The organism is Cytobacillus depressus, assembly GCF_008923245.1.
GTDB classification, from domain to species: domain Bacteria; phylum Bacillota; class Bacilli; order Bacillales; family Cytobacillaceae; genus Cytobacillus; species Cytobacillus depressus.
The window spans coordinates 178,827-200,258 of the sequence record NZ_WBOS01000003.1 but is presented as its reverse complement, the minus strand read 5'-3'; the positions used below and the strand labels follow the sequence as shown (position 1 = coordinate 200,258).

The following is a 21,432-nucleotide window of genomic DNA, read 5'->3' as shown; positions in this document are numbered from 1 at the left end:
AATTGGTGCTGTAGTTATTCGCAATAGCTCTTACCTTGATTGGAGTAACTCGATCATGCGTGAAATCATTTCAACAGCAGTTGGCAGCACCTGTTCATCAAAGTCAAAGCTTGGATGATGATGGCCAGCAGCTAACGGAGAACAAAAAATGAGATAGGATGCTGAGCCTCCTTGAGCTTGAACATGGTTGATCATATAAGCTACGTCCTCTGAGGCACCTAGTGGCAAGCTAGGAATAATATTTGTGACAGTTGTTGTTTTTTCGGATGCTTCTTTAGCGATAGACACCCACTCTTCATTACACAGTGCAATCGGAGCTGTTCCAACGATTTCAGTATCTACTTTGACATCATAAATACCCGCACTAGCTTGGATGATTCGCAGAGCTTCTCCTGTCATATATTCATTTAACTCATCCGTTTCACCGCGAGTCTCGATTTCCATTCTTGCATACTCAGCGATAATATTTCGGCCGCTTCCTGCTTCAAGCTTGCCGGTATTAATTCTTGTTGCCCCGTCCATATGACGAGTAATTCCATTAAGATGGAGTGCAGCCGCAGCAGATGCCAGCAACGCATTTTTCCCTTTATTTGGTTCAAGCCCCGAATGCGCCGACTTTCCCTTGTACTCAACATTAATTTTTGTACTTGATAAAAACTTATCAGTCGTCGCAGCAATTTCCCCTACAGGAAGAGAATGAATACCGATATGACCGCTAATGAAATAATCTGTTCCATCAAGCCAACCATTTTCAACGAACGACTTCGCACCTTTTCCTCCTTCTTCAGCAGGCTGAAAGATAAGGGTAAAACGACCAGAAAGATCATTTTTTACTTGCGAGAGATAATGCGCAACCCCTAGGCCGATTGTTATGTGACCGTCATGTCCACACGCATGCATAACCCCCTCTCTTACAGAAGCAAATCCTTCTTTAGAAGGAAGATGCTGTGCATCCTTTGATTCCTTAATTGGCAAGGCATCGATATCAAACCTCAGCGTCATATGCTTTCCGACTTTGCCGGTGTCTAGACTTGCAGCTAAACCCGTATAACCGCCTTTAAGTTTAGCAAGAAACTCCCCCGGTACACCAAACTGCCTTGCCCTCTCCTCAGCCTCTTCCAATTCACTATCGGCCGGAACACCTAAACGCTCACCGCTTCTAATGGCTTCCTTCCCTATCGCCAATGAAAATCCAAGCGCCGAAAGTTCTGTCGCAATCTTATAAGTAGTCACATACTCCGTCCAGCCAACTTCCGGATACTGATGAAACTCTCTTCTCTTTTTAACAAGATACGGCGTCAACTCTTCCACAAAAGTATTCATATGAACAATATCTCCCCCTCATAACCATTTAAGGAAAAGTTCCCTATCAATTCCGTTAATACATAATTTATTCGATGCCCGAATCAATTTTCCTTCTATTCTCTCAAAAAATTTTAAATTTTTGAAATGTAAGCGACAGATGATGTCTTCACTTTATTCGCAAAATGAAATCACAGGCTAGCTAAGCCTATCCTTACTACCCCCAACCTCGCCTTTTCGATCCCTTGCAAGTGCTAGGGATAAAAGTAAAATGGGGAATTCTTACTCAATTCATTCGAGGAGTGAAAGGCACGGAATCAGGCTGCAATTTTCCCACAAAAAAAAGCACCTCCAATTGTTATTGTGATTAACAGTTAGGGTGCAAGTTCAAAGGTTTTGACCTCTATAAGACTTTAGCTAGGAAACTTTGGGTTCGTTTCTCTTTTGGGTTACCGAAAATATCTGCAGGAGTCCCCTCTTCAACAAGGTAACCTCCATCCATAAATAGTACCCGATTACCAACTTCGCGTGCAAAGCCCATTTCATGAGTAACAACAACCATTGTCATTCCTTCATTAGCTAGATCACGCATAACATTAAGAACCTCGCCGACCATTTCTGGATCAAGTGCAGATGTGGGTTCATCGAACAGCATTACTTTCGGTTTCATTGCTAATGCACGAGCAATGGCTACTCGTTGCTGCTGGCCACCTGAAAGCTGGTCTGGATAATTGTTTTCTTTACCGTGTAATCCGACCTTTTTCAGCAAATCACGTGCCAGTTCTTCACTTTCTGATTTACTTTTCTTTAATACCTTAATAGGGCCAATTGTGATATTTTCCATAATTGTTAAGTGTTTAAATAAATTAAATTGTTGAAAACACATGCCAACATTTTGTCTTAATTGGTTAATATTCGTTTTCGGATCTGTTAATTCCATACCAGCAATTTCAATCTTTCCACTTGTAGTTTCCTCAAGCCCATTAAGACAACGCAAGAATGTACTTTTGCCACTTCCAGAAGGTCCAATGATAACGACGACCTCCTGACTAGCAATTTGAGCGCTTATTCCTTTTAAAATCTCGAGCTCACCAAATGACTTGTGAAGGTTCTCAACGTTTATCAAGTTGCATCCTCCTTTCAAGATAGCTTGCAAATTGTGAGACAGAGAAGATTATAATAAAATATAAAATACCGATAACAACCCAAATGGTAAATGGTTCAAATGTGGAAGAAATAACGATCTGGCCTCTATATACCAATTCAATGATCCCAATAGGGGCGAGCAACGATGTATCCTTAATCGTCTGTGCAGATTGATTGACAAGTGGCGGAATCATCCGTTTAAAAGCTTGAGGCAATACGATATAACGCATTCTTTGAAATTCAGTCATCCCGATACTTGCCGCTGCTTCCTTCTGTCCTCGATCTACCCCAAGAATTCCAGCGCGAATGATTTCTGAAACATACGCACCTTCATGTAAGGCGAGAGTTATTGTTGCAGCCATAATCGGGTAGAACTTTTGACCAAACCATTCATTTAATGGCAATACACCAGTTAGACCAAAAACAATAAAGAATAACTGAACTAGTAATGGAGTAGAACGGAATACTTCAATATAAACAGTAGCGAGTCCGCGTAAAGTCGCGGATTTCGACAATTTCATCAAGGCGGCTATCAAACCGAAAATAACAGCTAGTATAATAGCTACAATCGAATAATAGACTGTTAATCTAAGACCTTCCATAATCTGCGGAAAGTTATCCCAAATCACTTGCAATTTCATCGCTCTCCTTTTTAAAAATCATATTTTCATCTTTGCAATTAAATAACCCCTACAGGTTAGGAAGAGCGAATAAAAGAAACTGGCGATTTAGCCAATTTCTTTTCATTCAAAACTTCGTTACATTTCATATTTTTTTATATGTTATTTGACAGATATGACAACATCCTCAGGTTTTTTAACACCTTTTACTAAACCGTTCTTCTCGCCATTTAAATACTCATCAAATAACTTCTCGTATTCGCCATTTTCTTGAAGTTTGGCTAGCCCGTCATTTATTTTTTTAAGCAGGTCCTCTTTCTTCTTGTTTACGGCAATTCCATAATGTTCACCTGCTAATATGTCACCGACAATGATTGCATCTGTTTTTTGTACATTAAGATAATTAATGTTTGATGGATTGTCATATAAAATTGCATCAATCCCGCCATTCTCTAGCGTGCTATAAGCAGTGCTAATATCAGCGTATTGTTTGATGTTTTGATCTTCAATCCCGTTTGCTACCATATAATTGTAAGAAGAAGTACCTTTCTGTACACCAATCAGTCTGCCTTTTAAATCTTCAAAACTATTAATTTCAGCATTTGGCTTTGTCAGAATAGATAGCCCCGACTCATAATAAGCATTTGAAAAGTTGACACTTTCCATCCGTTTATCCGTAATAGTCACCGCACCCACTACAACATCTATTTGCCCCGCTTTCAACGCTGGAACAAGGCCATCAAATTGCATAGTAGACATATCAACTTCAAAACCTTCTTGTTCCGCTATCTTCTTGATCAAGGCAATGTCAAAACCGACAAGCTCCCCATTTTCCTCTGATTCAAATGGAGGATAGGTTGGGCTTGTCCCAACGTGAACGACCAATTTCCCTGAATCAGATTTGCTTGAAGAACTGCAACCCGCTATTATAAAAACGCATCCAAAAACCAACAAAAACATAAAAAGCATTCTCTTTTTCATATGATCCCCTCTATTCCTAATATACTGATAATTAATGCTATTTGACATATTATGATACTTTATTCCGTTTGTCAATATAATATTTTGAGGCTACGGCTAAAGGGTTTAATACAGTACTTGATTGGCGTAAACAAAGATATCATTAAATATGGCAAAGCATAAAAATGTTAATAGTATAATATAGGAAAGTAATAGGAGCTCCCTTAGACCAAACCTCTCCGCTTTTTTATTTCATCCAAATAAATGGATAGCTAGTAAACAAAAAAACGATTCCATCAATTACTATACAAAGTATTGAAATTGATGAATTAAATAGGGAAGCTACAGCCCATTTAAATAAAATGCTTAGAGAAAGAAAGTAACCATCCTATCCTTTGGTCGGGTCTAGGCGGTTCCCTTTTACCGTCACCAGCTTTTTCTGAGTGGAACGGGTAATGAAGCTTGTTTCCTTTTACCGTCCCAGGCTTTTTCCGAGCCAATCGGGAAATGAAACCGACTTCCTTTTACCGTCCCAGGCCTTTTCTGAGCCAATCGGGAAATGAAACCGACTTCCTTTTACCGTTATTGGCCTTTTCTGAGTGACACAGGAAATGGAAACATCTTGCTTTCCCCATTACTGGCTTTTATTAAGCGAATCGGTAAATGAAAACTCTAATCTCAACAAATCTGTCCATCCCACACGAAAAAATAATCAAAATGTCCACGTGAGGTGTCTGACACCTTACAAACAGTGAATCTCCTACTTCCCCTAAAAGAGAAAAAATAGTAAAATAGAACGGGTTTCCATCTGGTATAATATGACTAAAATGATAGAATTATACATTCGAAAAGGGGAGCTATCAAATGCTTAAAAGAAGACACAGAAGGTCAATAGACAAAAAAAAAAGAAAAAAGCAAATCGCTTTGTTGATTTTATTGCCCATCCTAGTGCTTGGGCTCGCCACTGCTGCATGGGGCACACACTATTACAATCAATTTAAGAAGTCTATGGTAAATTCATATGAAGAAATTGAAGGACGAGATCTATCATCGAAAAGAGAAGAAGTTGTTGAAATCGAAAATGATCATTTCTCCATGCTTGTGATTGGGGTAGATGACAGTGAAGAAAGGGGCTTTGGGGAGCAGTCCCGCTCGGATGTCTTAATCATGGCAACAGTAAATCAAAACGACCATTCCGCAAAAATGCTAAGCATTCCTAGAGACTCATATGTTTATATCCCTGAGGCCGGGCATAAAACGCGAATCAATCACGCACATGCTTATGGCGGTCCAAAGGCGACCATTGATGTGGTGGAAAGTCTTTTAAACATTCCGGTCGATTATTATGTCCGGGTGAACTTTACAGCATTCTTAGAAGTCATTGATGCATTAGGCGGCATTGAAGTAGATGTTCCCTTTGCATTCTCTGAACAAAATTCTCAGGATCGCGCTGGGGCGATACGTCTTCAGCCAGGACTTCAGACATTGAATGGAGAAGAGGCACTCGCTTTTGCACGAACAAGGCCTGATAATGATATCGAGCGCGGCAAACGTCAACAGGAAGTCATTAAAGCCATTATTCAAAAAACAATGTCCTTGAAATCCATATCGAAATTGGATGATGTGTTCAAAGCAGTAGGTTCGAATATGAAAACCGATTTAGCCTTTGATGAAATCAAATATCTAGGCGAATTCGGGATTAAAAAACGAATTTCAATCGACTCTTTAACATTGGCTGGAAGTGATTATTATGTAAATCGGGCCTATTATTATCAACTAGATGAGAAGGCCCTCGATGATATTAAAATAGAATTGCAAAATCATTTAGAAATGAATCAGCAACAAACAAACTAATGACAGAGGCAGGGACGATCCCCCTGCCTCTCTTTTGAAACTACTAGAATTTCCCCTTTCATTCACATCATAGTGCTCGTTTCGACTGATGCACGTAAGGTGTCTGACACCCTACAAAATTCGTTTTGATGCTGGATTTTGATGTTATACCGTGATTTTCTGTTCCAAATTGGCTTTTGGGTGATTCGCTAGAAATGTGGTGTTCCCTTATGGTGATGGTACCGGGAATACATGGTAAAGCGCGCTTTCCGATTTGCTGGTTAACTCATAAAAAAATCAATCAAACGTTTGATTGAATCCCCGCTAACCCAAGCGGGACAACCTTTTCTGACAGTTCAATCAAACGTTTGATTAAGAAAAAGTTGCTACTCAAATCGCGGCGATCATGGATGTCATTCAATTCAATCAATCGTTTGATTAAATCCCTCCTAAGCCAAGCAGGGCAACCTTTTATGACAGTTCAATCAAACGTTTGAATAAGAAAAAGTTGCTACTCAAATCGCGGCGATCATGGATGTCATTCAATTCAATCAATCGTTTGATTAAATCCCCTCTAAACCAAGCGGGACAACCTTTTCAGACACTTCAATCAATCGTTTGTTTAAAATATCCTTATAACTCCACCCCACACAGAAGCAAAAGAAGCATCCCTCTGATTAATAGTCAATATTTTGTAATAATTCGAACTGCTTGTCTATATAATGGTACCGCATACATATTTTTACACCAGGACTAAAATCATTGGGGAGGAATTTGAATGCCAAAAACAATGTTTAGGCTCGACTTAAGTAAACCGATGGAGGAGCAGGCACATCCGGGTCATAATCGATGGCATCCGGATATTCCAGCGGCTTTTTCCGTGGAGCCTGGCGCTGCATTTCGAATGGAATGCAAAGAGTGGACAGATGGTCAAATAAAAAATGATGACAGCGCGGAAGATATCCGTAAGGTTGACCTTGAGCGCGTACACGTTCTAAGTGGGCCAGTATATGTAAATGGAGCTGAGCCAGGTGATTTGCTTGTTGTTGATATATTAGATATCGGAACATTCCAGGAATCAGAATGGGGTTTTAACGGGATTTTTGCTAAGGAAAATGGCGGTAGCTTTTTAACGGATCATTTTCCGGAAGCAGCTAAATCTATTTGGGATTTTGAAGGCATTTTCGCGACTTCAAGACATGTTCCTGGCGTTAAATTTGCTGGAATTCTCCACCCTGGACTAATCGGGGTTGCGCCATCTATGGAGCTTTTACAGGAATGGAACAGAAGAGAGGGAGAACTGAAGGCTCAGGATCTAGAACGTGTCCCACCTCTCGCAAACTTGCCAACACCTGAATCAGCTGTATTAGGTACAGTAAAAGGTGCCGAGTTTGACCGGATTGCAAGTGAAGGTGCCAGAACGGTTCCCCCGAGAGAAAATGGCGGAAACTGCGATATTAAGAATCTATCAAAAGGCTCCAAGATTTACTTCCCTGTCTTTGTAGATGGAGCTAAATTATCCGTAGGTGATCTCCACTTCTCCCAAGGTGACGGCGAAATTACATTCTGCGGCGGCATCGAAATGTCTGGGTGGATTGAGTTAAAGGTCGATGTAATTAAAGGCGGAATGGAAAAATATAAGATTAAAACAAACCCTGCCTTCAAGCCAGGTCCAGTCGATCCTTTATATACAGATTTCATTGTATTTGAAGGGGTATCCGTCAATGACTTAAACGGCAAACAGCACTATTTAGATGCCAATATGGCGTATAAAAATGCGTGCTTGAATGCAATTGAATTCCTGAAAACACTTGGTTATACAGGTGAGCAGGCCTATATGCTATTAAGTTCTGCACCTGTGGAAGGCCGGGTTGCCGGAATTGTAGATATTCCAAATGCATGCTGTACGGTCGCTATCCCTACACAAATCTTTGATAAAGATATATTGCCTAAATAATCGTTGAGGAGGCTTTTCCTTGCCTAGTTACACATTTCAATGTCAGGATTGCGGAGAATTTACATTATTCTTCAAAACAATGTCCGGCAATAAAGAAAAGGCAGATTGCCCACAATGTCAAAATGAATCAGCACGTGTTTTTTTCGCACCGAACCTTTCCTCTATGTCAAAGCCGCTGAAATCACAAATTGAAAAAGGAATGGAACCACGGCGAATGACGCGAGATGAATTAGGAAAAAATAGTACGCCAATCAGAAAAAAGCCATCGATTAGCCGGCCATGGCAGATGGGAAGTTAGGCGAAAATTAGAAGAAAGTCACAAAAAGAAGGCACATAAATAACTAAGTAGTTCAGATAATGTGGAGAAAAAGCCAATTAGCAGGTTAGTTAAACAACAATATAATTTGCAAAAAAACCACTTGGATTCTATTCCAAGTGGTTTTACTTTGATGTGTACGCTTGTTTATCTTAGTCCCCGATAGTTTAACAAGGATTATTTCTTTTTAGATCCATTACGCCCAATAATTATAATAACTGTAGCAATAATTACTGCGAACCATATATACCAATCCATATGATTTCCTCCTTAACTGACGAAACATCAATATGAAAATTCGTTAAACAGCAGCAACATTGCAGAAAACAGCCATATACTAAGAGTTATGCTCTCTACACCGGAATATTCCTTATTCTTGTAATTTATCATAAAATGATAATTTTCTTTGTTTCTTTTTAAAATGAAACTTAAAAATAAAATAGCAATTAACACCATACTCCACAGAATGACAATAGTTATTGTCACATTGTTAATTCCTATGCTAATTTACATATACTTTAACTAAAAGTGTTGTTATATCAATGAAATAGCATATCAATTGATTTGTTTATGGGTATGCTTTTTATCATGTTTCTCCACAAAAACTGAAATACTTAATAAATAACGAGCCTTCTTTTTTTATTTCATCCGGTATTAGGGATTCTTAGTTCATATTCCATCTTAAAATCGTAATGACAAGCAGCTTAGTCCCCCATCTATTTTACGGTATTCAGAAGTGTCCACTTCAATCGTTTGATAGCCAGCATTTTCAATATTTTTCTTTGTTTCTGGATAACCCGAAGGAATGATGACATAATCATTGACACGAATACAGTTTGCCGCGTATTCTTCCTCAGCTGATACGATTATTTTGTAATATGAATTAAATGCATCATGATCTGTAAATTCTCCTGCCACAAGTACTGTGCCATTCCCTATATAGGTAACACCCGTTTTTAGGTGAAAAAATTTCTCTAGCTTTACAATAGTAGCTTTATAGTTTTCAGATTCAAGAATTTGCTTTAATTGTTCTGCTCCTTCTAAGTTAGTCCTAGTCGAAATTCCAATATAAAAATGATCCTCAATTTGTAAAATATCGCCTCCCTCAAGTGTTCCCGGGGCCTCAATATAATAAATTTTTTTATAAAAACGCTTCAATACTGGTTCCATTTCATCAATTTCCCTATTACGACTTTCTGCTCCAGGATTTGTCACTACCGCAAATTCCTCTGTTAGAACAGCAGTGTCCTCAACAAAAGTTGAATCAGGAAACTCACTATTTTCCGGAAGAACGGTAATCTCAACCCCACATTTTTTCAGGGCCTCAATATAAGCATCATGTTGAATAAGCGCCTTTTCAAATATTGGTTTTCCTAAATCTGAAGTAGTTAATCCATTCACTAACGTTTCCGCTGGTCTCTTAACAATAATATTTTTGAACATAAAAAAACCTCCAAAATATTTTTTTGTATATCAAAAAAATTTCCACTATGCAAAAAAATCAAACTGCTATTTGACACGATTCATACGAGAACTCACTTTCATTTTCCCTATATAAATACTGGTACTCCAAGCTATTATCACTAAACCTACTTTAAAGTTATTAAACTATCGATTACTGGTTCCATCGTATTTTTCAAAATCGTAACGGAAGTAGTTAGTTTTTCTTTTTCATCCATATTTAAATTCATTTCAACAATGTTTCTTAACCCTTGTCTGTTAATAACCGCCGGTACACCGACATACACATCGTTAAATCCATATTCGCCATCTAAGTAAGCAGATACAGGCAAAATTACATTTTCATTTTTGAAAATTGCTTTTGTGAGTCTTGCTAAGCACATCCCAATGCCATAGTATGTTGCGCCTTTACGTATAGCAACATGATTGGCTGCATCACGTACATTCACAGCAATCTCTTCTAGATCTTCAATTGAATATTTACGATTAGAATTTACAATGTCGATGATTGATTTCCCACCAATGGTTGCAGTACTTAAAGCAGCTATCTGTGAGTCGCCATGCTCGCCAATAATATATCCATTTATATTTCGGGAATCGACGTTAAAATACTCTCCCAACATAAAAAGGTATCTGGCTGTATCCAGCATGGTTCCAGAGCCAATCACTCTTTCCTTCGGCAGACCTGAAAATTTCCATGTGGCATATGTGATGATATCAACTGGATTTGACGCAATTAGAAAAATCCCATTAAAACCGGAATTCATCACTTGTTCTACAATTGCTTTTACAATCTTTGTATTTTTTTCAACTACCGTTAATCTTGTAACCTCTTCACTTTGGCTTACTCCGGCTGTTATGCATACAATATCCGCATCTTTACAATCGCTATACTCTCCTTGCCAAACCTGTGTTGGAGAATGAGAATACAATTTCCCATGGTTTAAGTCCATGGCTTCTCCTTCGGCTTTCTCGCGATTCATATCAATTAATACGACTTCCTCTACAATTGCTTGATTAACTAATGCATAAGCATAACTTGAACCAACAAAACCAGTACCTATGATTGCAACTCTATTAACATTTCTTTTCATGAAGACCATTCCCCTCATTAAAAGTGCAAATTCTTTCTTACACATAGGCTTAAGAGATTCTTGAACTTTATAACGGACACCTCAATTCAGAATACCAGCCAACTGTCCGATATCGCTCTCCTAACGGGCACTTCTACTCCGAATACCCATCCAAATGTCCGATATCGCTCTCCTAACGGGCACTTCTACTCCGAATACCCATCCAAATGTCCGTTATCGCCCTTATTGTCTTGTAGAAAAATGCTAATTTTCGAGATTCGCCTAGTTTTGGTTCTATTTCACCTAAACTAGGCAAATTTTATATTCTTATTAATTTTTACTAACTTTCCGGCCTTTACGTGCTGTAAAAAATTCGCCTGTAATAAACAACGCAATCGTTATGACAATAAGAATAGAAGAGACAGCTGCCATTGTTGGATCCACTTGGATACGCAGATTTTCCCACATAGCGATAGGTAATGTTTTTGTATTTGCTCCTCCTAAGAAGATGGTTACGACAACTTCATCGAAAGAAATAATAAAAGCAAATAACGCACCTGATAAGACACCTGGTCGAATCAATGGAAGTGTCACTTTAAAAAAAGCTCCAAATGGGGTTGACCCTAGCCCCATTGCGGCCATTTCAAGGTTACGGTCCATCCCCTTCAAACTAGCTGTCACCGTTACAAAAACAATAGGTATAGCTAAAATTGTGTGGGCTAAAACTAAGCCGACAAAGTTATTCGTCAGTTTAAGTGGAGCAAAGGAATGATAGAGGGCAACACCTGTAATAATGACAGGAATGATCATCGGTGCGACCATTAATGACATAAACAACTTCTTACCCCAAAAGTTTATTCTTGAGACTGCAAGTGAAGCCATAATTCCTAATATAGTAGATAATATCGCAGTAAAAAATGCGATGAATAGACTTCTTATTAACCCTATTACCCATTCTTCGTTATTAAAAAAGTTAAGATACCATTTCAAAGAGTAACCCGGAATTGGAAACTCAAAGTAACTAGCTGAAGAAAAAGACATCGGAACCACGACTAAAATAGGCGAGATTAAAGCAAAGATAATCATACCTACCAATATTCTAAGCCACATCTTATTCCAACTCCTTCAATACAGGATTCTTTCCTGTTATAAGAAGAGCAATTAATAACAAAAGTATAGTTGCAACAAATAATACTAGAGCTAGAACTGACGCTAAATGCCAATTCAATGTTGTGTTAATATTACTTTCGATTAACATCGAAATCATAATTGTGTCTGGTCCGCCCAATAAGGCAGGCGTAATAAAGTACCCAATTCCCATGACAAAGACTAATAGAGAACCAGAAAGCAGTCCTGGAACGGATAATGGGAAAAAGACCTGTAAAAAAGCCTTCCAAGGTCGTGCTCCCATACCTTGTGCTGCCTGAAGCAGCCTTTGATCAATCCCTGCCATAACAGAATATAGACTTAAGACCATATATGGCAGAAGAATATGAGTCATCGCGATGACAACTCCAGTCGTATTATAGATCAGCTCAAGCGGTTGGTCGATGATCCCTAGTTTCATTAGAATGATATTAATGACACCATTTTTTCGAAGTAAAATTGTCCAAGCAAATGTACGAACAAGTAGACTTATCCAAAATGGAATTAACACAGCAGAAAAAATAATTTTTTTCCATAGTTCTGATTTTGTTATCACTAATGAGTATGCAAGCGGATAGGCAATCACTAATGAAAATACCGTGACGAGCAGAGCGATTTTTAATGTCAACCACAGCACTTTCAAATAAACAGGAGTAGAAAAAAAGGATTTGATATATTTTAATGTAAATCCATCAGCATTAAAAAAACTAAGTTTAAAAAAGTCGATCATCGAAAAGAACATTAAAATTAAGATATATGCCAATGGGATAATCAACAGAAGCCATTGTAATCCTGATATTCTTGCTAAACGGTGGGAGAAGGATACCTGTTTATCAGGTACCCATGTCTCAGTTTTAACTTCGATCATTTTTCCACCTCCATTTATTCTAGAAGCCATGTTCTAAAGCGTTCATTAACCTCTTCATAGTTATCAACCCACCATTTGGTATTAATATATATTTGTTTTTGCAATTGATCTGAAGAGTCATCTAAACCTAATCGGACTTTTGACTCGTCAGTTAACAACTCAATTGCCTTGGCATTAGCAGGTGCGTTGTCGTATTTATTTGAAAGAGCTGCTTGTTGTTCAGGTTCTAAAGAAAATGCAATAAATTTCATTGCTAAGTCTTTATTAGGCGCTCCTTTAGGTACTGCCCAAGAGTTTGATAAAATAAGTCCTTGATTGAAATCTACATCAACCGCTGCCCCATCACCTTTGGCTGCTATCACACGACCAGCCCACGAACTCGTTAATGGAACTTGATTTGTAGCTAAAATTTCTGGTGGTTGTGCACCTGCTGACCACCAAACTTTCACATGATCTTTTATTTCATCAAGCTTTTTAAATGCACGGTCAACATCTAAAGGGTATAAATTTTCCGGATCTACTCCATCAGCTAATAGAGCAGCTTCTAAAGTCCACATTGGATCATTATATAATCCACGATCTCCTGGGAACTTTGTTGTATCAAAAAATTCAGCCCATGTTGTTGGATGCTTCCCTACAGGAAATGTATCCGTATTAAAGGAAATCGTTGTTGAAAATGTATTTTCAGGAACAGCATAATCGTGAACAAGTTCTTCAGGAAGCCCATCTGTTTTAATCACATTAAAGTCTAATTTCTCTAATAGACCTTCTCTCCCACCTCGAATGGCAAAATCATCACCAACACTAACAACGTCCCATTCAACATTTCCGCTTTCTACCATTGATTTTAATTTTCCTACATCAGGCGGTGTGACAACCTTCACTTTGACATCATATTTTTCTTCAAATGGTTTAAAGACAACCTCTTTATGAATTTCCGTATAAGGGCCACCCCAATCAACAACTACTAGTTCTTTGTTTTCTTTACCATTTGTGGCCCCGTTTCCACAACCCGCTACAATAACAGCCACAAATATTGTAAATAAGAAGACTACTATTTTCTTTGGCATAAATCTTGCCTCCTCTTTCATCCTTTAACATTTTTGATTTATGCAGGTGTTTCATCATGAATTAAACAAGCATCCTTACAATTCCATCCTAGAAAAATATCTTTATCTTTTAATGGTAATTCAGATACATTTGCAGGAATTTTCGCTGTAATTTCCTCTCCTGTTTCCGTTCTTGTTTTAATATTAAAGGCCTCACCAACATAAATGGATTCAATTACTTTGGCTTTAATCGTGTTATGAAATTCGGACTCTTCTTTAGCAATCTGAATATTTTCTGGACGTAGAGCAATCAACATCGATTGATTCTTGATGTCTAATTCAGAATCTACTCCGATATCAACTACAAATCCCTCATTTACTTTTACTTTTGCTTTTTCTTCGTCTACACTCACAACATTGCCCTTAATTAAGTTGATTTCACCTATAAACTCAGCTACAAATCGATTCTTCGGCCGCTTGTACAAGTTTTCAGGGCTATCTACCTGTTCAATCCTTCCGTTGTTCATGACACAAATTTTATCTGACATGGTTAATGCCTCTTCCTGATCATGTGTCACACTAACGGTCGTGATTCCGATTTGTTCTTGAATATGCTTTATTTCCAACTGCATTTTCTTTCGTAATTGTTTATCAAGTGCTCCAAGGGGCTCATCTAAAAGAAGGAGTGGTGGATTAAAGACAATTGCTCTTGCCAAAGCTACCCTTTGTTGTTGACCTCCACTTAATTGTTCTGGATATCTTGATCCAAATTGTTCTAGATGAACAAGTTTCAAAATGGCTTCTACCCTTTCCTGAACTTCCTTCTTTGGTATTTTGCGAAGCCGAAGGGGATATGCGATATTGTCAAAAATCGTCATATGAGGGAAAAGGGCATAATTTTGAAATAACATCCCGATATCTCTCTCGTACGGTTTTCTCTTCGAAATATCTTGATCATTCAAAACAATTGCCCCTTGATTTAATTGTTCAAATCCAGCAATTAATTTAAGTAATGACGTCTTCCCAGAACCACTCGGCCCTAATATCGTGAGAAACTCCCCTTGATTTACTTCCAAATTTACATCGTCAACTGCTTTAAATTTCTTATAATACTTTGTAGCATTGACAATGGATAAACTGTTGCCTAAAACCATGCAATAACCCCCTCCCAATCCGATACGTTCTAAAAACTACATACAACTAAACAAGTAATCTATTTTTTGCCCATTCACCTATACTCTTACAACAGGGGCAGTGAGACATGTAGGTCCACCTGTTCCTTTATAAGAGATTTCATTTCCTTTGTATTCATAGACAGTTGCTCCAGCTTTCTCAAGTTCTCTTTTGGTGTAATCGTTTCCAAATGGTATAACACAAACTCTTGGTGCAAGTGCCAAAACGTTACAACCGAGATTGTGATATTCCTCTTCAGGTACTTCAATCAATTGAAAACCTTTATTTACTAATAACTGTCTGAGGAATACAGGCATTAAACGGGAATAAACAACTGCTAAATCTTGATCAACTATGCTAATGAACGACATAAGATGCAAGCACTCCGCTTCTCCTTGATCATGCGGAAGCTGTACAACGATAAAATCATCAACTAAAGATTTTGTTATTTCTCTTAATTGACGGATTGCTTCATCATTTGTCCTGTAACCTCGCCCCACCGCCAAAGTACGATCATCAAGCCAAACAATATCTCCTCCATCTGCTATTGCATCACCGGTAAGTTCACCAATAATCGGTATATTTTTTTCTTTTAAAAACTCTTTATAAACTTCTGCTTCAGGCTGTCTTAGTTTTTTCCCTGAATTTAAAATGATTGCCCCATGTTTTGTAAACTTGACTGGATCATGTGCGTATAAAGAGTCAATCCCTGTTTTATTAGATGACGGTAAATAATCGATTTTATTCACATATTTTTCCAGGATCGCAATAAATTCTTCATATTCCCTTACAGCATCTTCATAATTTGGTTCCTCAATATAATTGAACGTTTTCCATTGTTGATGCAGATGCTCTTGGCTAATAAATGCATCCTTTGGATGTTTTACAATAACATGCTCCAATTTCTTAAACATTGAACTGCAGTATTGCAAAGTTTCTATCATTTTTAGTCAACCTTTCCGGTAAGTGGAATTTCATTCTTGCTATCGGTAATTGATTTTAATATAATGAAAAATGAGATTATTGTCAATTGCAAATTTTCTAATAAAATATTTTTAAAATGAATAAACATTTGGCCTATCACGCTGTCTTGTCTACTTCTGAATGGAAAGGTAGGGATTTTATTGCAATCAATTGATCGCGCAATGCATATAGTAAAAGTCCTAATTCAACATTATCCGAATCAATTCTCTATCACTGAACTGGCTAAAGAATGTAAACTTCCTGCCAGTTCCCTGCATCGTAACCTTAATGCCATGATCAAACATGAAATGATACAACAGGATCCCAAAAGCAAACTTTATGGGCTTGGTAATATGTGGCTTGAATACGGTTTAATTGTTTACGACACGCTTGATTATGTTAGTGTGCTTCGACCTGAATTAGAAAACTTAATGAGGACTGTTGAAGCAACCGTATATTTGAGCAAGCCAATAGGTACGGAATCTATCATTATTGAAAGAATCGACTGTATAAATCAAACAATTCGAGTACATGACAAGTTAGGACTCAGGACACCGTTATACGAGGGTGCAGCTAATTTAACGATGCTAGCACATATGCCGCCTGAATTTGTAGAAAAAGTAGTGATTGAATCCGTTCCAGAAGGTGAAAGAACTGCTTTCTTTCAACGATTAAATAGAATAAAAATAGACGGATATGAATTGCTTCAAGACGAACAAAATGACGGTATCTCTTTTATCGCTTCTCCTATCCTAAATCATTACGGCGGGGTGATTGGTGCTGTCAGTATTAAATTGAATATCTCGAATTTGGAGGATGAAACATTAAAGGGAATTATTGATGAAGTGATAAATACAGGAAACAAAATTTCGTGGAAAATGGGCATTAAAAACTGAAATTCTTACGAAGCAAAACAAATCAAGGGTGGTGGTTACCTCTTATAAAATACTTTTTCCTTTTAGCTATTAATCTAAAAGAATTCGTCCCTAGGTCTCGAACGAAAAAGAGCTAATTAATGAAAGGAATGATTTAAAATGATTAATCTACTAAATAAAAATGTAGTAGGTATCGAAATGTCAGGTATTCGTAAAATCGCTAATAAAGTCGATCGTTCACCAGACATCATAAATTTGACATTTGGCCAACCAAATTTCCCTACTCCTGAATATGTAAAAGAAGCCGGCGTAAAAGCAATTATTGATAATCAAAATGCCTATACAGAAACGGCTGGACTATATGAATTACGAGTAGCAGCATGTAATTATGTTCGTGATAATTATAATTTATCGTATCGTCCGGAAGATGAAATTATCGTCACAACTGGGGCAAGTGAGGCTCTTGATCTTGCATTTCGCACGATTCTTGAGGAAGGATCTGAAGTTATCTTACCTGTTCCTATTTATCCTGGGTATGAACCATTAATCAAGTTATGTAATGCAGTACCTGTCTATGTTGATACAACAAATAGTGATTTTAAATTAACTGCTTCGTTAATAGAAGAGCATATTACCGAAAAAACTCGTTGTGTACTTCTCCCTTATCCTAGCAACCCACTTGGCACGATCTTGTCTGAAAAAGAAGTGCTTGAGATTGCTAAAGTGCTTGAAGATAAAAAGATATTTATTGTGGCAGATGAAGTTTATAGTGAGTTGATTTATGATGAAAAACACTTTTCAATCGGAGCTATTCCAACTTTAAAGGATAAAACGATTATCATAAACGGTCTTTCAAAATCACATTCTATGACAGGATGGCGCATAGGTTTTGCTTTTGCTCCTTCTTACTTAATTGACCAATTTTATAAAATACATTCTTTTAATTCGATTTGTCCTAGTACTATTAGCCAATATGCTGCCGTTGAGGCATTAAGGCAAGGTGCGTATACGGAAGAAGTATTAGCAATGAAAAAAGAATATGAACGTCGAAAAGATTTCGCCTATAGAAGAATAAAAGAAATGGGTTTAGAAGTCGTCGAACCAAAAGGGGCATTTTATATTTTCCCATCGATTAAAAGTACTGGGCTATCATCAATGGATTTTGCAATGAATCTCCTTGAACAAGAAAAAGTCGCTGTTATACCTGGAAGTTCATTCTCTGATTATGGTGAAGGATATATTCGGATATCGTATGCCCAATCGATGGAGGATTTAGTAAAAGGTTTAGATGGAATTGAACGTTTTTTACACTCTATTAAAGCGGTTAAATAATATCGATCCCAGTTGGAATTTAGTATTGAAGCATCAAAATATGAGGAGATAAAACATGACGCTTGCTGATAAATTAAAACAAATTGTTCCCAATGATCGTATCAGTACGAATGAAACCGTTCGTTTAAATCATAGTAAAGATGAATCATTTCATGCAGCAAGCCTTCCTGATGTTGTCGTCTTTCCACGAAATAAAGAAGAGATTGTTGCCATTATACGATTTGCAAATGAACATAAAATTCCTGTGACCCCTTTTGGAGTCGGATCAGGTCTTGAGGGGGCTGCGATTCCTTTAAAAGGAGGAATCTCTCTTGATTTTCAAGAAATGAATAAAATAATAGAGATAAATCCAGATGATTTTCTAGTTCGTGTTCAACCCGGTGTGACAAGACTGCAATTAAATAAGGAACTTGGAAAGTATGGGTTGTTTTTTCCAGTTGATCCCGGTGCTGATGCTACACTAGGAGGAATGGCTTCTACAAATGCAAGCGGAACAACAACCGTTAGATATGGTGCAATGAAAGATAATGTAAGAGATTTGGAGATCGTTCTATCTGATGGTCGGGTTATTCGAACTGGCGGAAAAGCAAAAAAATCATCTTCAGGATATAACTTAACTGAACTTTTTGTTGGTTCAGAAGGAACATTGGGTATTTTTACTGAAATAACGCTTCAGGTTCATGGCATTTCAGAAGTTATTATCGCAGCACGTGCCGTATTCCCATCTGTAAACCAAGCAATTCAAGCTGCTATCGCTCTATTAAACGTTGGTGTCCCGATAGCCAGAGTTGAGTTGGTTGAAGGGGAAACAATCCAATATATGAATAAAGTATATGGTACAACTTATTCAGAGGGTGCTTCTCTCTTTCTAGAATACCACGGTTCGAAAGGTAGTGTGGAATCAGACGTTCAACTAACGAAAGAGATATTCAATGAATTTGACTGTTATGAGTTTGAATTCGAAACGGATTCATTAGGAAGAGCAAAGTTATGGGAAGTAAGACATAATTCTTTATATGCGCTTATTCACGAGAACCCTGGGAAACAAGTCATGAATACGGATGTTTGTGTTCCATTGTCCAATCTAGCAGATGCGGTAGAATATACCCGAAAATGTATAGATGAATCAGGATTACAAGGTGACATCATCGGTCATATCGGTGATGGAAACTTTCACGCTGGAGTTTTAATTGACACTGATGATCCTCTAGATATGGAACGAGCAAATCAATTTAATGAAAAGATCGTCCATTACGCTTTGGCATGTGGAGGTACGTGTACAGGAGAACATGGGGTTGGATTAGGGAAAAAGAAATACCAGCTCCTTCAACACGGAGAAGCATTGGATGTTATGAAAGATATAAAAAAGGTATTGGATCCAAAGTGTATATTGAATCCAGGGAAAATTTTCGAATAAAAACCCTTGCAATCGCAAGGGTTTTCTTTATGGCCCTTTTCCCTACTTGAATGAAGTAATGGCGAGGCAGAAGAACCGCCCTGTGCTTGACACCATTTATGGCCTCCGGTCAGGATTAGCTTTAACTAAAACCCGCTCCAGGAACCGTCCATGACTCCCGTTTTGCTTCAGCTTTAACTAAAACGCGTCTCATGAACCATTCATGGCCTCCGTATTTCATCAGCTTTAACAACCCGTTCCATGAACCATTCATAGCTCCTGTTTTGCATCTATTTTAACTAAAACCCGTTCCATGAACCATCCATAGCTCTCGTTTTGCATCAACTTTAACTAAAACCCGTTCCATGAACCATGAAGCATCCACCATCCGCTAATGTGGGAGTGACAATCATGGACTCAAAGCTTAATATCATATTGTTTTATTTTATTGTAGAGGCTTACTCTGGAAATCCCCAATTTTTTGGCTGCGGCGCTTTTATTGCCATATGTTTCGATAAGGACTTCCTTTATTCGATCCTTTTCTAATGAAGCTTTCTCTTGGGCTAAACCTTCTTTGTTCATATTTTCGTGTTGAATAGTAGGAAATATATTGATTACGTCTTCTGCAGTAATCGTAGATTTATCGATAAAGATGATCATTCTTTCTACAACATTTCTAAGTTCTCTTATATTTCCAGGCCATTGATAGGTCGTAAACACTTCCATTGCGCTATTCATAAGTGTTGGGATTTCCTTTAAGTATTTAGCAGCAAACTCCCCCGCGAAAGTATTAACCAACTCCGGAATGTCATCATTTCTTTCTCGAAGCGGCGGAACTTTCAATGTAACCACATTTAAACGGTAATATAAATCTTCTCGGAATGTCCCCTGTTTAACCATATCTTCAAGATCGCTATTGGTCGCTGCTACGATTCTAATATTTACTTTTATCGAAGCATTTCCGCCAATGCGATAAACTTCCCTTTCCTGAAGAACCCTTAATAATTTCACTTGCATATCAAGTGGAAGCATACCTACTTCATCCAAAAATAACGTACCGCCGTCAGCCATCTCTACTTTTCCCGCTTTCCCATCCTTATAAGCACCTGTAAAAGCACCTTTCTCATAGCCAAAAAACTCACTTTCAAAAAGTGCATCTGGAATAGCGCCGCAGTTAATCGGAATAAAAGGCTGCTTCTTTTTCAAACTAGCTTCATGAATGCCCTGAGCAAAAAGTTCTTTCCCTACTCCACTTTCACCTTGAATTAATACGGTGGCATCCGTTTTTGCAACTTTGAGAGCTAAGCCCTTTGCATTTTGTAAAGCATCACTATGCCCTTTAATTTCCGATAAGGGACCTATTTGTTCCTGCAAATGATACTGCTGCTTGATTTTTTGTAATTGGGTAGTCGTTAACGTGAGTTTCTCATTTAATTTCACAATATTTGTGATGTCTTGATCGATGGAGATGGCTCCGATTAAATTTCCCTTATTATCAAAAATAGGAGATGAGCTAATCAATACATGCATCCCCGGCCTTGGCTGATGATACACGTTCAAAACCGCTTTCTTCGTTTCCAAAATCTCTAGTAATTTCAAATTCTCTTGTTTAAAAAACTGGTTTATTTTCTTCTGTTTAATATCTTTAAGCGGGATTCCATAAATTTGCTCAGCCTGTGCACTCCAATATTGCACTTCCCCTAATGTATTAATAATCGTTATAGCATCTGAACTTGTTTCAATTAATGCATTTAAATAATAGAAGGAATGTTCAAGTGACCAATCATCCATTCCTTGCACCCCCTGCTGGCCATACTGTAAGTGTAAAGATTGTATTTACAATAGTGTAAACTTAATGAACACCCCCAATTGTACAATGGCTCAAAAACGTTTACAACATTAGAATTACCCTCAATTTTATAAATTGGCACAATATTTGCATCTAAGCTAATAAGTCAAAAT

At 37.8% G+C, this 21,432-nt stretch carries 20 protein-coding genes; 6 read left to right on the top strand and 14 right to left on the bottom strand.

Features of this window, described 5'->3' with window-relative positions:
• Positions 1-30: 30 nt before the first annotated feature.
• From F7731_RS09820 to F7731_RS09805, 4 genes are all read right to left on the bottom strand, one after another.
• Positions 31-1,323, bottom strand: a complete 1,293-nt coding sequence (locus F7731_RS09820) for an amidohydrolase (RefSeq protein WP_151534604.1) — start codon at positions 1,321-1,323, stop codon at positions 31-33.
• Positions 1,324-1,705: 382 nt separating this feature from the next.
• Positions 1,706-2,428 carry an amino acid ABC transporter ATP-binding protein gene (locus F7731_RS09815; protein WP_151534603.1) on the bottom strand — a complete coding sequence of 241 codons (723 nt, stop codon included), beginning with the start codon at positions 2,426-2,428 and terminating at the stop codon, positions 1,706-1,708.
• Positions 2,415-3,077, bottom strand: a complete 663-nt coding sequence (locus F7731_RS09810) for an amino acid ABC transporter permease (protein WP_246197186.1) — start codon at positions 3,075-3,077, stop codon at positions 2,415-2,417. Before F7731_RS09810 ends, F7731_RS09815 begins: the two co-directional genes overlap by 14 nt.
• Positions 3,078-3,230: 153 nt before the next feature.
• The gene (locus tag F7731_RS09805) at positions 3,231-4,049 is read right to left on the bottom strand and encodes a basic amino acid ABC transporter substrate-binding protein (protein ID WP_170289673.1); all 819 of its coding nucleotides are present in this window, start codon (positions 4,047-4,049) and stop codon (positions 3,231-3,233) included.
• An 843-nt stretch (positions 4,050-4,892) separates the two neighbouring features.
• Here F7731_RS09805 and F7731_RS09800 point away from each other — a divergent pair.
• The gene (locus F7731_RS09800) at positions 4,893-5,882 is read left to right on the top strand and encodes an LCP family protein (RefSeq protein WP_151534600.1); all 990 of its coding nucleotides are present in this window, start codon (positions 4,893-4,895) and stop codon (positions 5,880-5,882) included.
• Positions 5,883-6,162: 280 nt separating this feature from the next.
• Here F7731_RS09800 and F7731_RS27065 read toward each other — a convergent pair whose 3' ends face one another.
• Complete coding sequence (locus F7731_RS27065) at positions 6,163-6,291, bottom strand: hypothetical protein (protein ID WP_281352257.1); 129 nt, start codon at positions 6,289-6,291, stop codon at positions 6,163-6,165.
• Between the two features lie 348 nt (positions 6,292-6,639).
• On the opposite strand from F7731_RS27065, the gene fmdA reads away from it, so the two are divergent.
• Both fmdA and F7731_RS09790 read left to right on the top strand, forming a co-directional pair.
• The gene (gene fmdA / locus F7731_RS09795) at positions 6,640-7,818 is read left to right on the top strand and encodes a formamidase (RefSeq protein ID WP_151534599.1); all 1,179 of its coding nucleotides are present in this window, start codon (positions 6,640-6,642) and stop codon (positions 7,816-7,818) included.
• 19 nt (positions 7,819-7,837) lie between these two features.
• Entirely contained in the window at positions 7,838-8,116 is a 279-nt protein-coding gene (locus F7731_RS09790; protein WP_151534598.1) for an FmdB family zinc ribbon protein, read from the top strand.
• 699 nt (positions 8,117-8,815) lie between these two features.
• Here F7731_RS09790 and F7731_RS09785 read toward each other — a convergent pair.
• The 7 genes from F7731_RS09785 to F7731_RS09755 form a co-directional block, all read right to left on the bottom strand.
• The gene (locus tag F7731_RS09785; RefSeq protein WP_151534597.1) at positions 8,816-9,577 is read right to left on the bottom strand and encodes a dimethylarginine dimethylaminohydrolase family protein; all 762 of its coding nucleotides are present in this window, start codon (positions 9,575-9,577) and stop codon (positions 8,816-8,818) included.
• A 146-nt stretch (positions 9,578-9,723) separates the two neighbouring features.
• Positions 9,724-10,689, bottom strand: a complete 966-nt coding sequence (locus F7731_RS09780) for an L-lactate dehydrogenase (RefSeq protein ID WP_151534596.1) — start codon at positions 10,687-10,689, stop codon at positions 9,724-9,726.
• Positions 10,690-10,998: 309 nt separating this feature from the next.
• The gene (locus F7731_RS09775; RefSeq protein WP_151534595.1) at positions 10,999-11,778 is read right to left on the bottom strand and encodes an ABC transporter permease; all 780 of its coding nucleotides are present in this window, start codon (positions 11,776-11,778) and stop codon (positions 10,999-11,001) included.
• A 1-nt stretch (position 11,779) separates the two neighbouring features.
• On the bottom strand, positions 11,780-12,682 hold the full coding sequence (locus tag F7731_RS09770; protein ID WP_151534594.1) for an ABC transporter permease: 903 nt from the start codon (positions 12,680-12,682) through the stop codon (positions 11,780-11,782).
• A 14-nt stretch (positions 12,683-12,696) separates the two neighbouring features.
• Complete coding sequence (locus F7731_RS09765) at positions 12,697-13,752, bottom strand: ABC transporter substrate-binding protein (protein WP_151534593.1); 1,056 nt, start codon at positions 13,750-13,752, stop codon at positions 12,697-12,699.
• Positions 13,753-13,790: 38 nt separating this feature from the next.
• On the bottom strand, positions 13,791-14,885 hold the full coding sequence (locus F7731_RS09760) for an ABC transporter ATP-binding protein (protein ID WP_151534592.1): 1,095 nt from the start codon (positions 14,883-14,885) through the stop codon (positions 13,791-13,793).
• 78 nt (positions 14,886-14,963) lie between these two features.
• Positions 14,964-15,848, bottom strand: a complete 885-nt coding sequence (locus F7731_RS09755) for a dimethylarginine dimethylaminohydrolase family protein (protein ID WP_246197172.1) — start codon at positions 15,846-15,848, stop codon at positions 14,964-14,966.
• A gap of 180 nt (positions 15,849-16,028) precedes the next feature.
• Between F7731_RS09755 and F7731_RS09750 the strand changes: the two genes are divergently transcribed.
• From F7731_RS09750 to F7731_RS09740, 3 genes are all read left to right on the top strand, one after another.
• A complete protein-coding gene (locus tag F7731_RS09750; protein ID WP_151534591.1) occupies positions 16,029-16,763 on the top strand; it encodes an IclR family transcriptional regulator in 735 nt (244 codons plus the stop codon).
• A 138-nt stretch (positions 16,764-16,901) separates the two neighbouring features.
• On the top strand, positions 16,902-18,074 hold the full coding sequence (locus tag F7731_RS09745) for an aminotransferase A (protein WP_151534590.1): 1,173 nt from the start codon (positions 16,902-16,904) through the stop codon (positions 18,072-18,074).
• Between the two features lie 55 nt (positions 18,075-18,129).
• Positions 18,130-19,491 (top strand): FAD-binding oxidoreductase, encoded by a 1,362-nt coding sequence (locus tag F7731_RS09740; protein WP_151534589.1) that lies wholly within the window; start codon positions 18,130-18,132, stop codon positions 19,489-19,491.
• A gap of 121 nt (positions 19,492-19,612) precedes the next feature.
• On the opposite strand, the gene F7731_RS27060 is transcribed toward F7731_RS09740, so the two are convergent.
• Together F7731_RS27060 and F7731_RS09735 are read right to left on the bottom strand one after the other, a co-directional pair.
• On the bottom strand, positions 19,613-19,744 hold the full coding sequence (locus F7731_RS27060) for a hypothetical protein (protein WP_281352255.1): 132 nt from the start codon (positions 19,742-19,744) through the stop codon (positions 19,613-19,615).
• Between the two features lie 143 nt (positions 19,745-19,887).
• Positions 19,888-21,261, bottom strand: a complete 1,374-nt coding sequence (locus tag F7731_RS09735) for a sigma-54 interaction domain-containing protein (protein WP_151534588.1) — start codon at positions 21,259-21,261, stop codon at positions 19,888-19,890.
• Between the last annotated feature and the right edge of the window lie 171 nt (positions 21,262-21,432).

Coding starts and splice junctions, on each gene's coding strand:
- F7731_RS09775 (WP_151534595.1), bottom strand. CDS start 11,778: ATGTGGCTTAGAATATTGGTAGGTATGATTATCTTTGCTTTAATCTCG.
- F7731_RS09745 (WP_151534590.1), top strand. CDS start 16,902: ATGATTAATCTACTAAATAAAAATGTAGTAGGTATCGAAATGTCAGGT.
- F7731_RS09765 (WP_151534593.1), bottom strand. CDS start 13,752: ATGCCAAAGAAAATAGTAGTCTTCTTATTTACAATATTTGTGGCTGTT.
- F7731_RS09770 (WP_151534594.1), bottom strand. CDS start 12,682: ATGATCGAAGTTAAAACTGAGACATGGGTACCTGATAAACAGGTATCC.
- F7731_RS09820 (WP_151534604.1), bottom strand. CDS start 1,323: ATGAATACTTTTGTGGAAGAGTTGACGCCGTATCTTGTTAAAAAGAGA.
- F7731_RS09805 (WP_170289673.1), bottom strand. CDS start 4,049: ATGAAAAAGAGAATGCTTTTTATGTTTTTGTTGGTTTTTGGATGCGTT.
- F7731_RS09780 (WP_151534596.1), bottom strand. CDS start 10,689: ATGAAAAGAAATGTTAATAGAGTTGCAATCATAGGTACTGGTTTTGTT.
- F7731_RS09760 (WP_151534592.1), bottom strand. CDS start 14,885: ATGGTTTTAGGCAACAGTTTATCCATTGTCAATGCTACAAAGTATTAT.
- F7731_RS09735 (WP_151534588.1), bottom strand. CDS start 21,261: ATGGATGATTGGTCACTTGAACATTCCTTCTATTATTTAAATGCATTA.
- F7731_RS09755 (WP_246197172.1), bottom strand. CDS start 15,848: ATGATAGAAACTTTGCAATACTGCAGTTCAATGTTTAAGAAATTGGAG.
- fmdA (WP_151534599.1), top strand. CDS start 6,640: ATGCCAAAAACAATGTTTAGGCTCGACTTAAGTAAACCGATGGAGGAG.
- F7731_RS27060 (WP_281352255.1), bottom strand. CDS start 19,744: ATGAATGGTTCATGGAACGGGTTGTTAAAGCTGATGAAATACGGAGGC.
- F7731_RS09740 (WP_151534589.1), top strand. CDS start 18,130: ATGACGCTTGCTGATAAATTAAAACAAATTGTTCCCAATGATCGTATC.
- F7731_RS09785 (WP_151534597.1), bottom strand. CDS start 9,577: ATGTTCAAAAATATTATTGTTAAGAGACCAGCGGAAACGTTAGTGAAT.
- F7731_RS09800 (WP_151534600.1), top strand. CDS start 4,893: ATGCTTAAAAGAAGACACAGAAGGTCAATAGACAAAAAAAAAAGAAAA.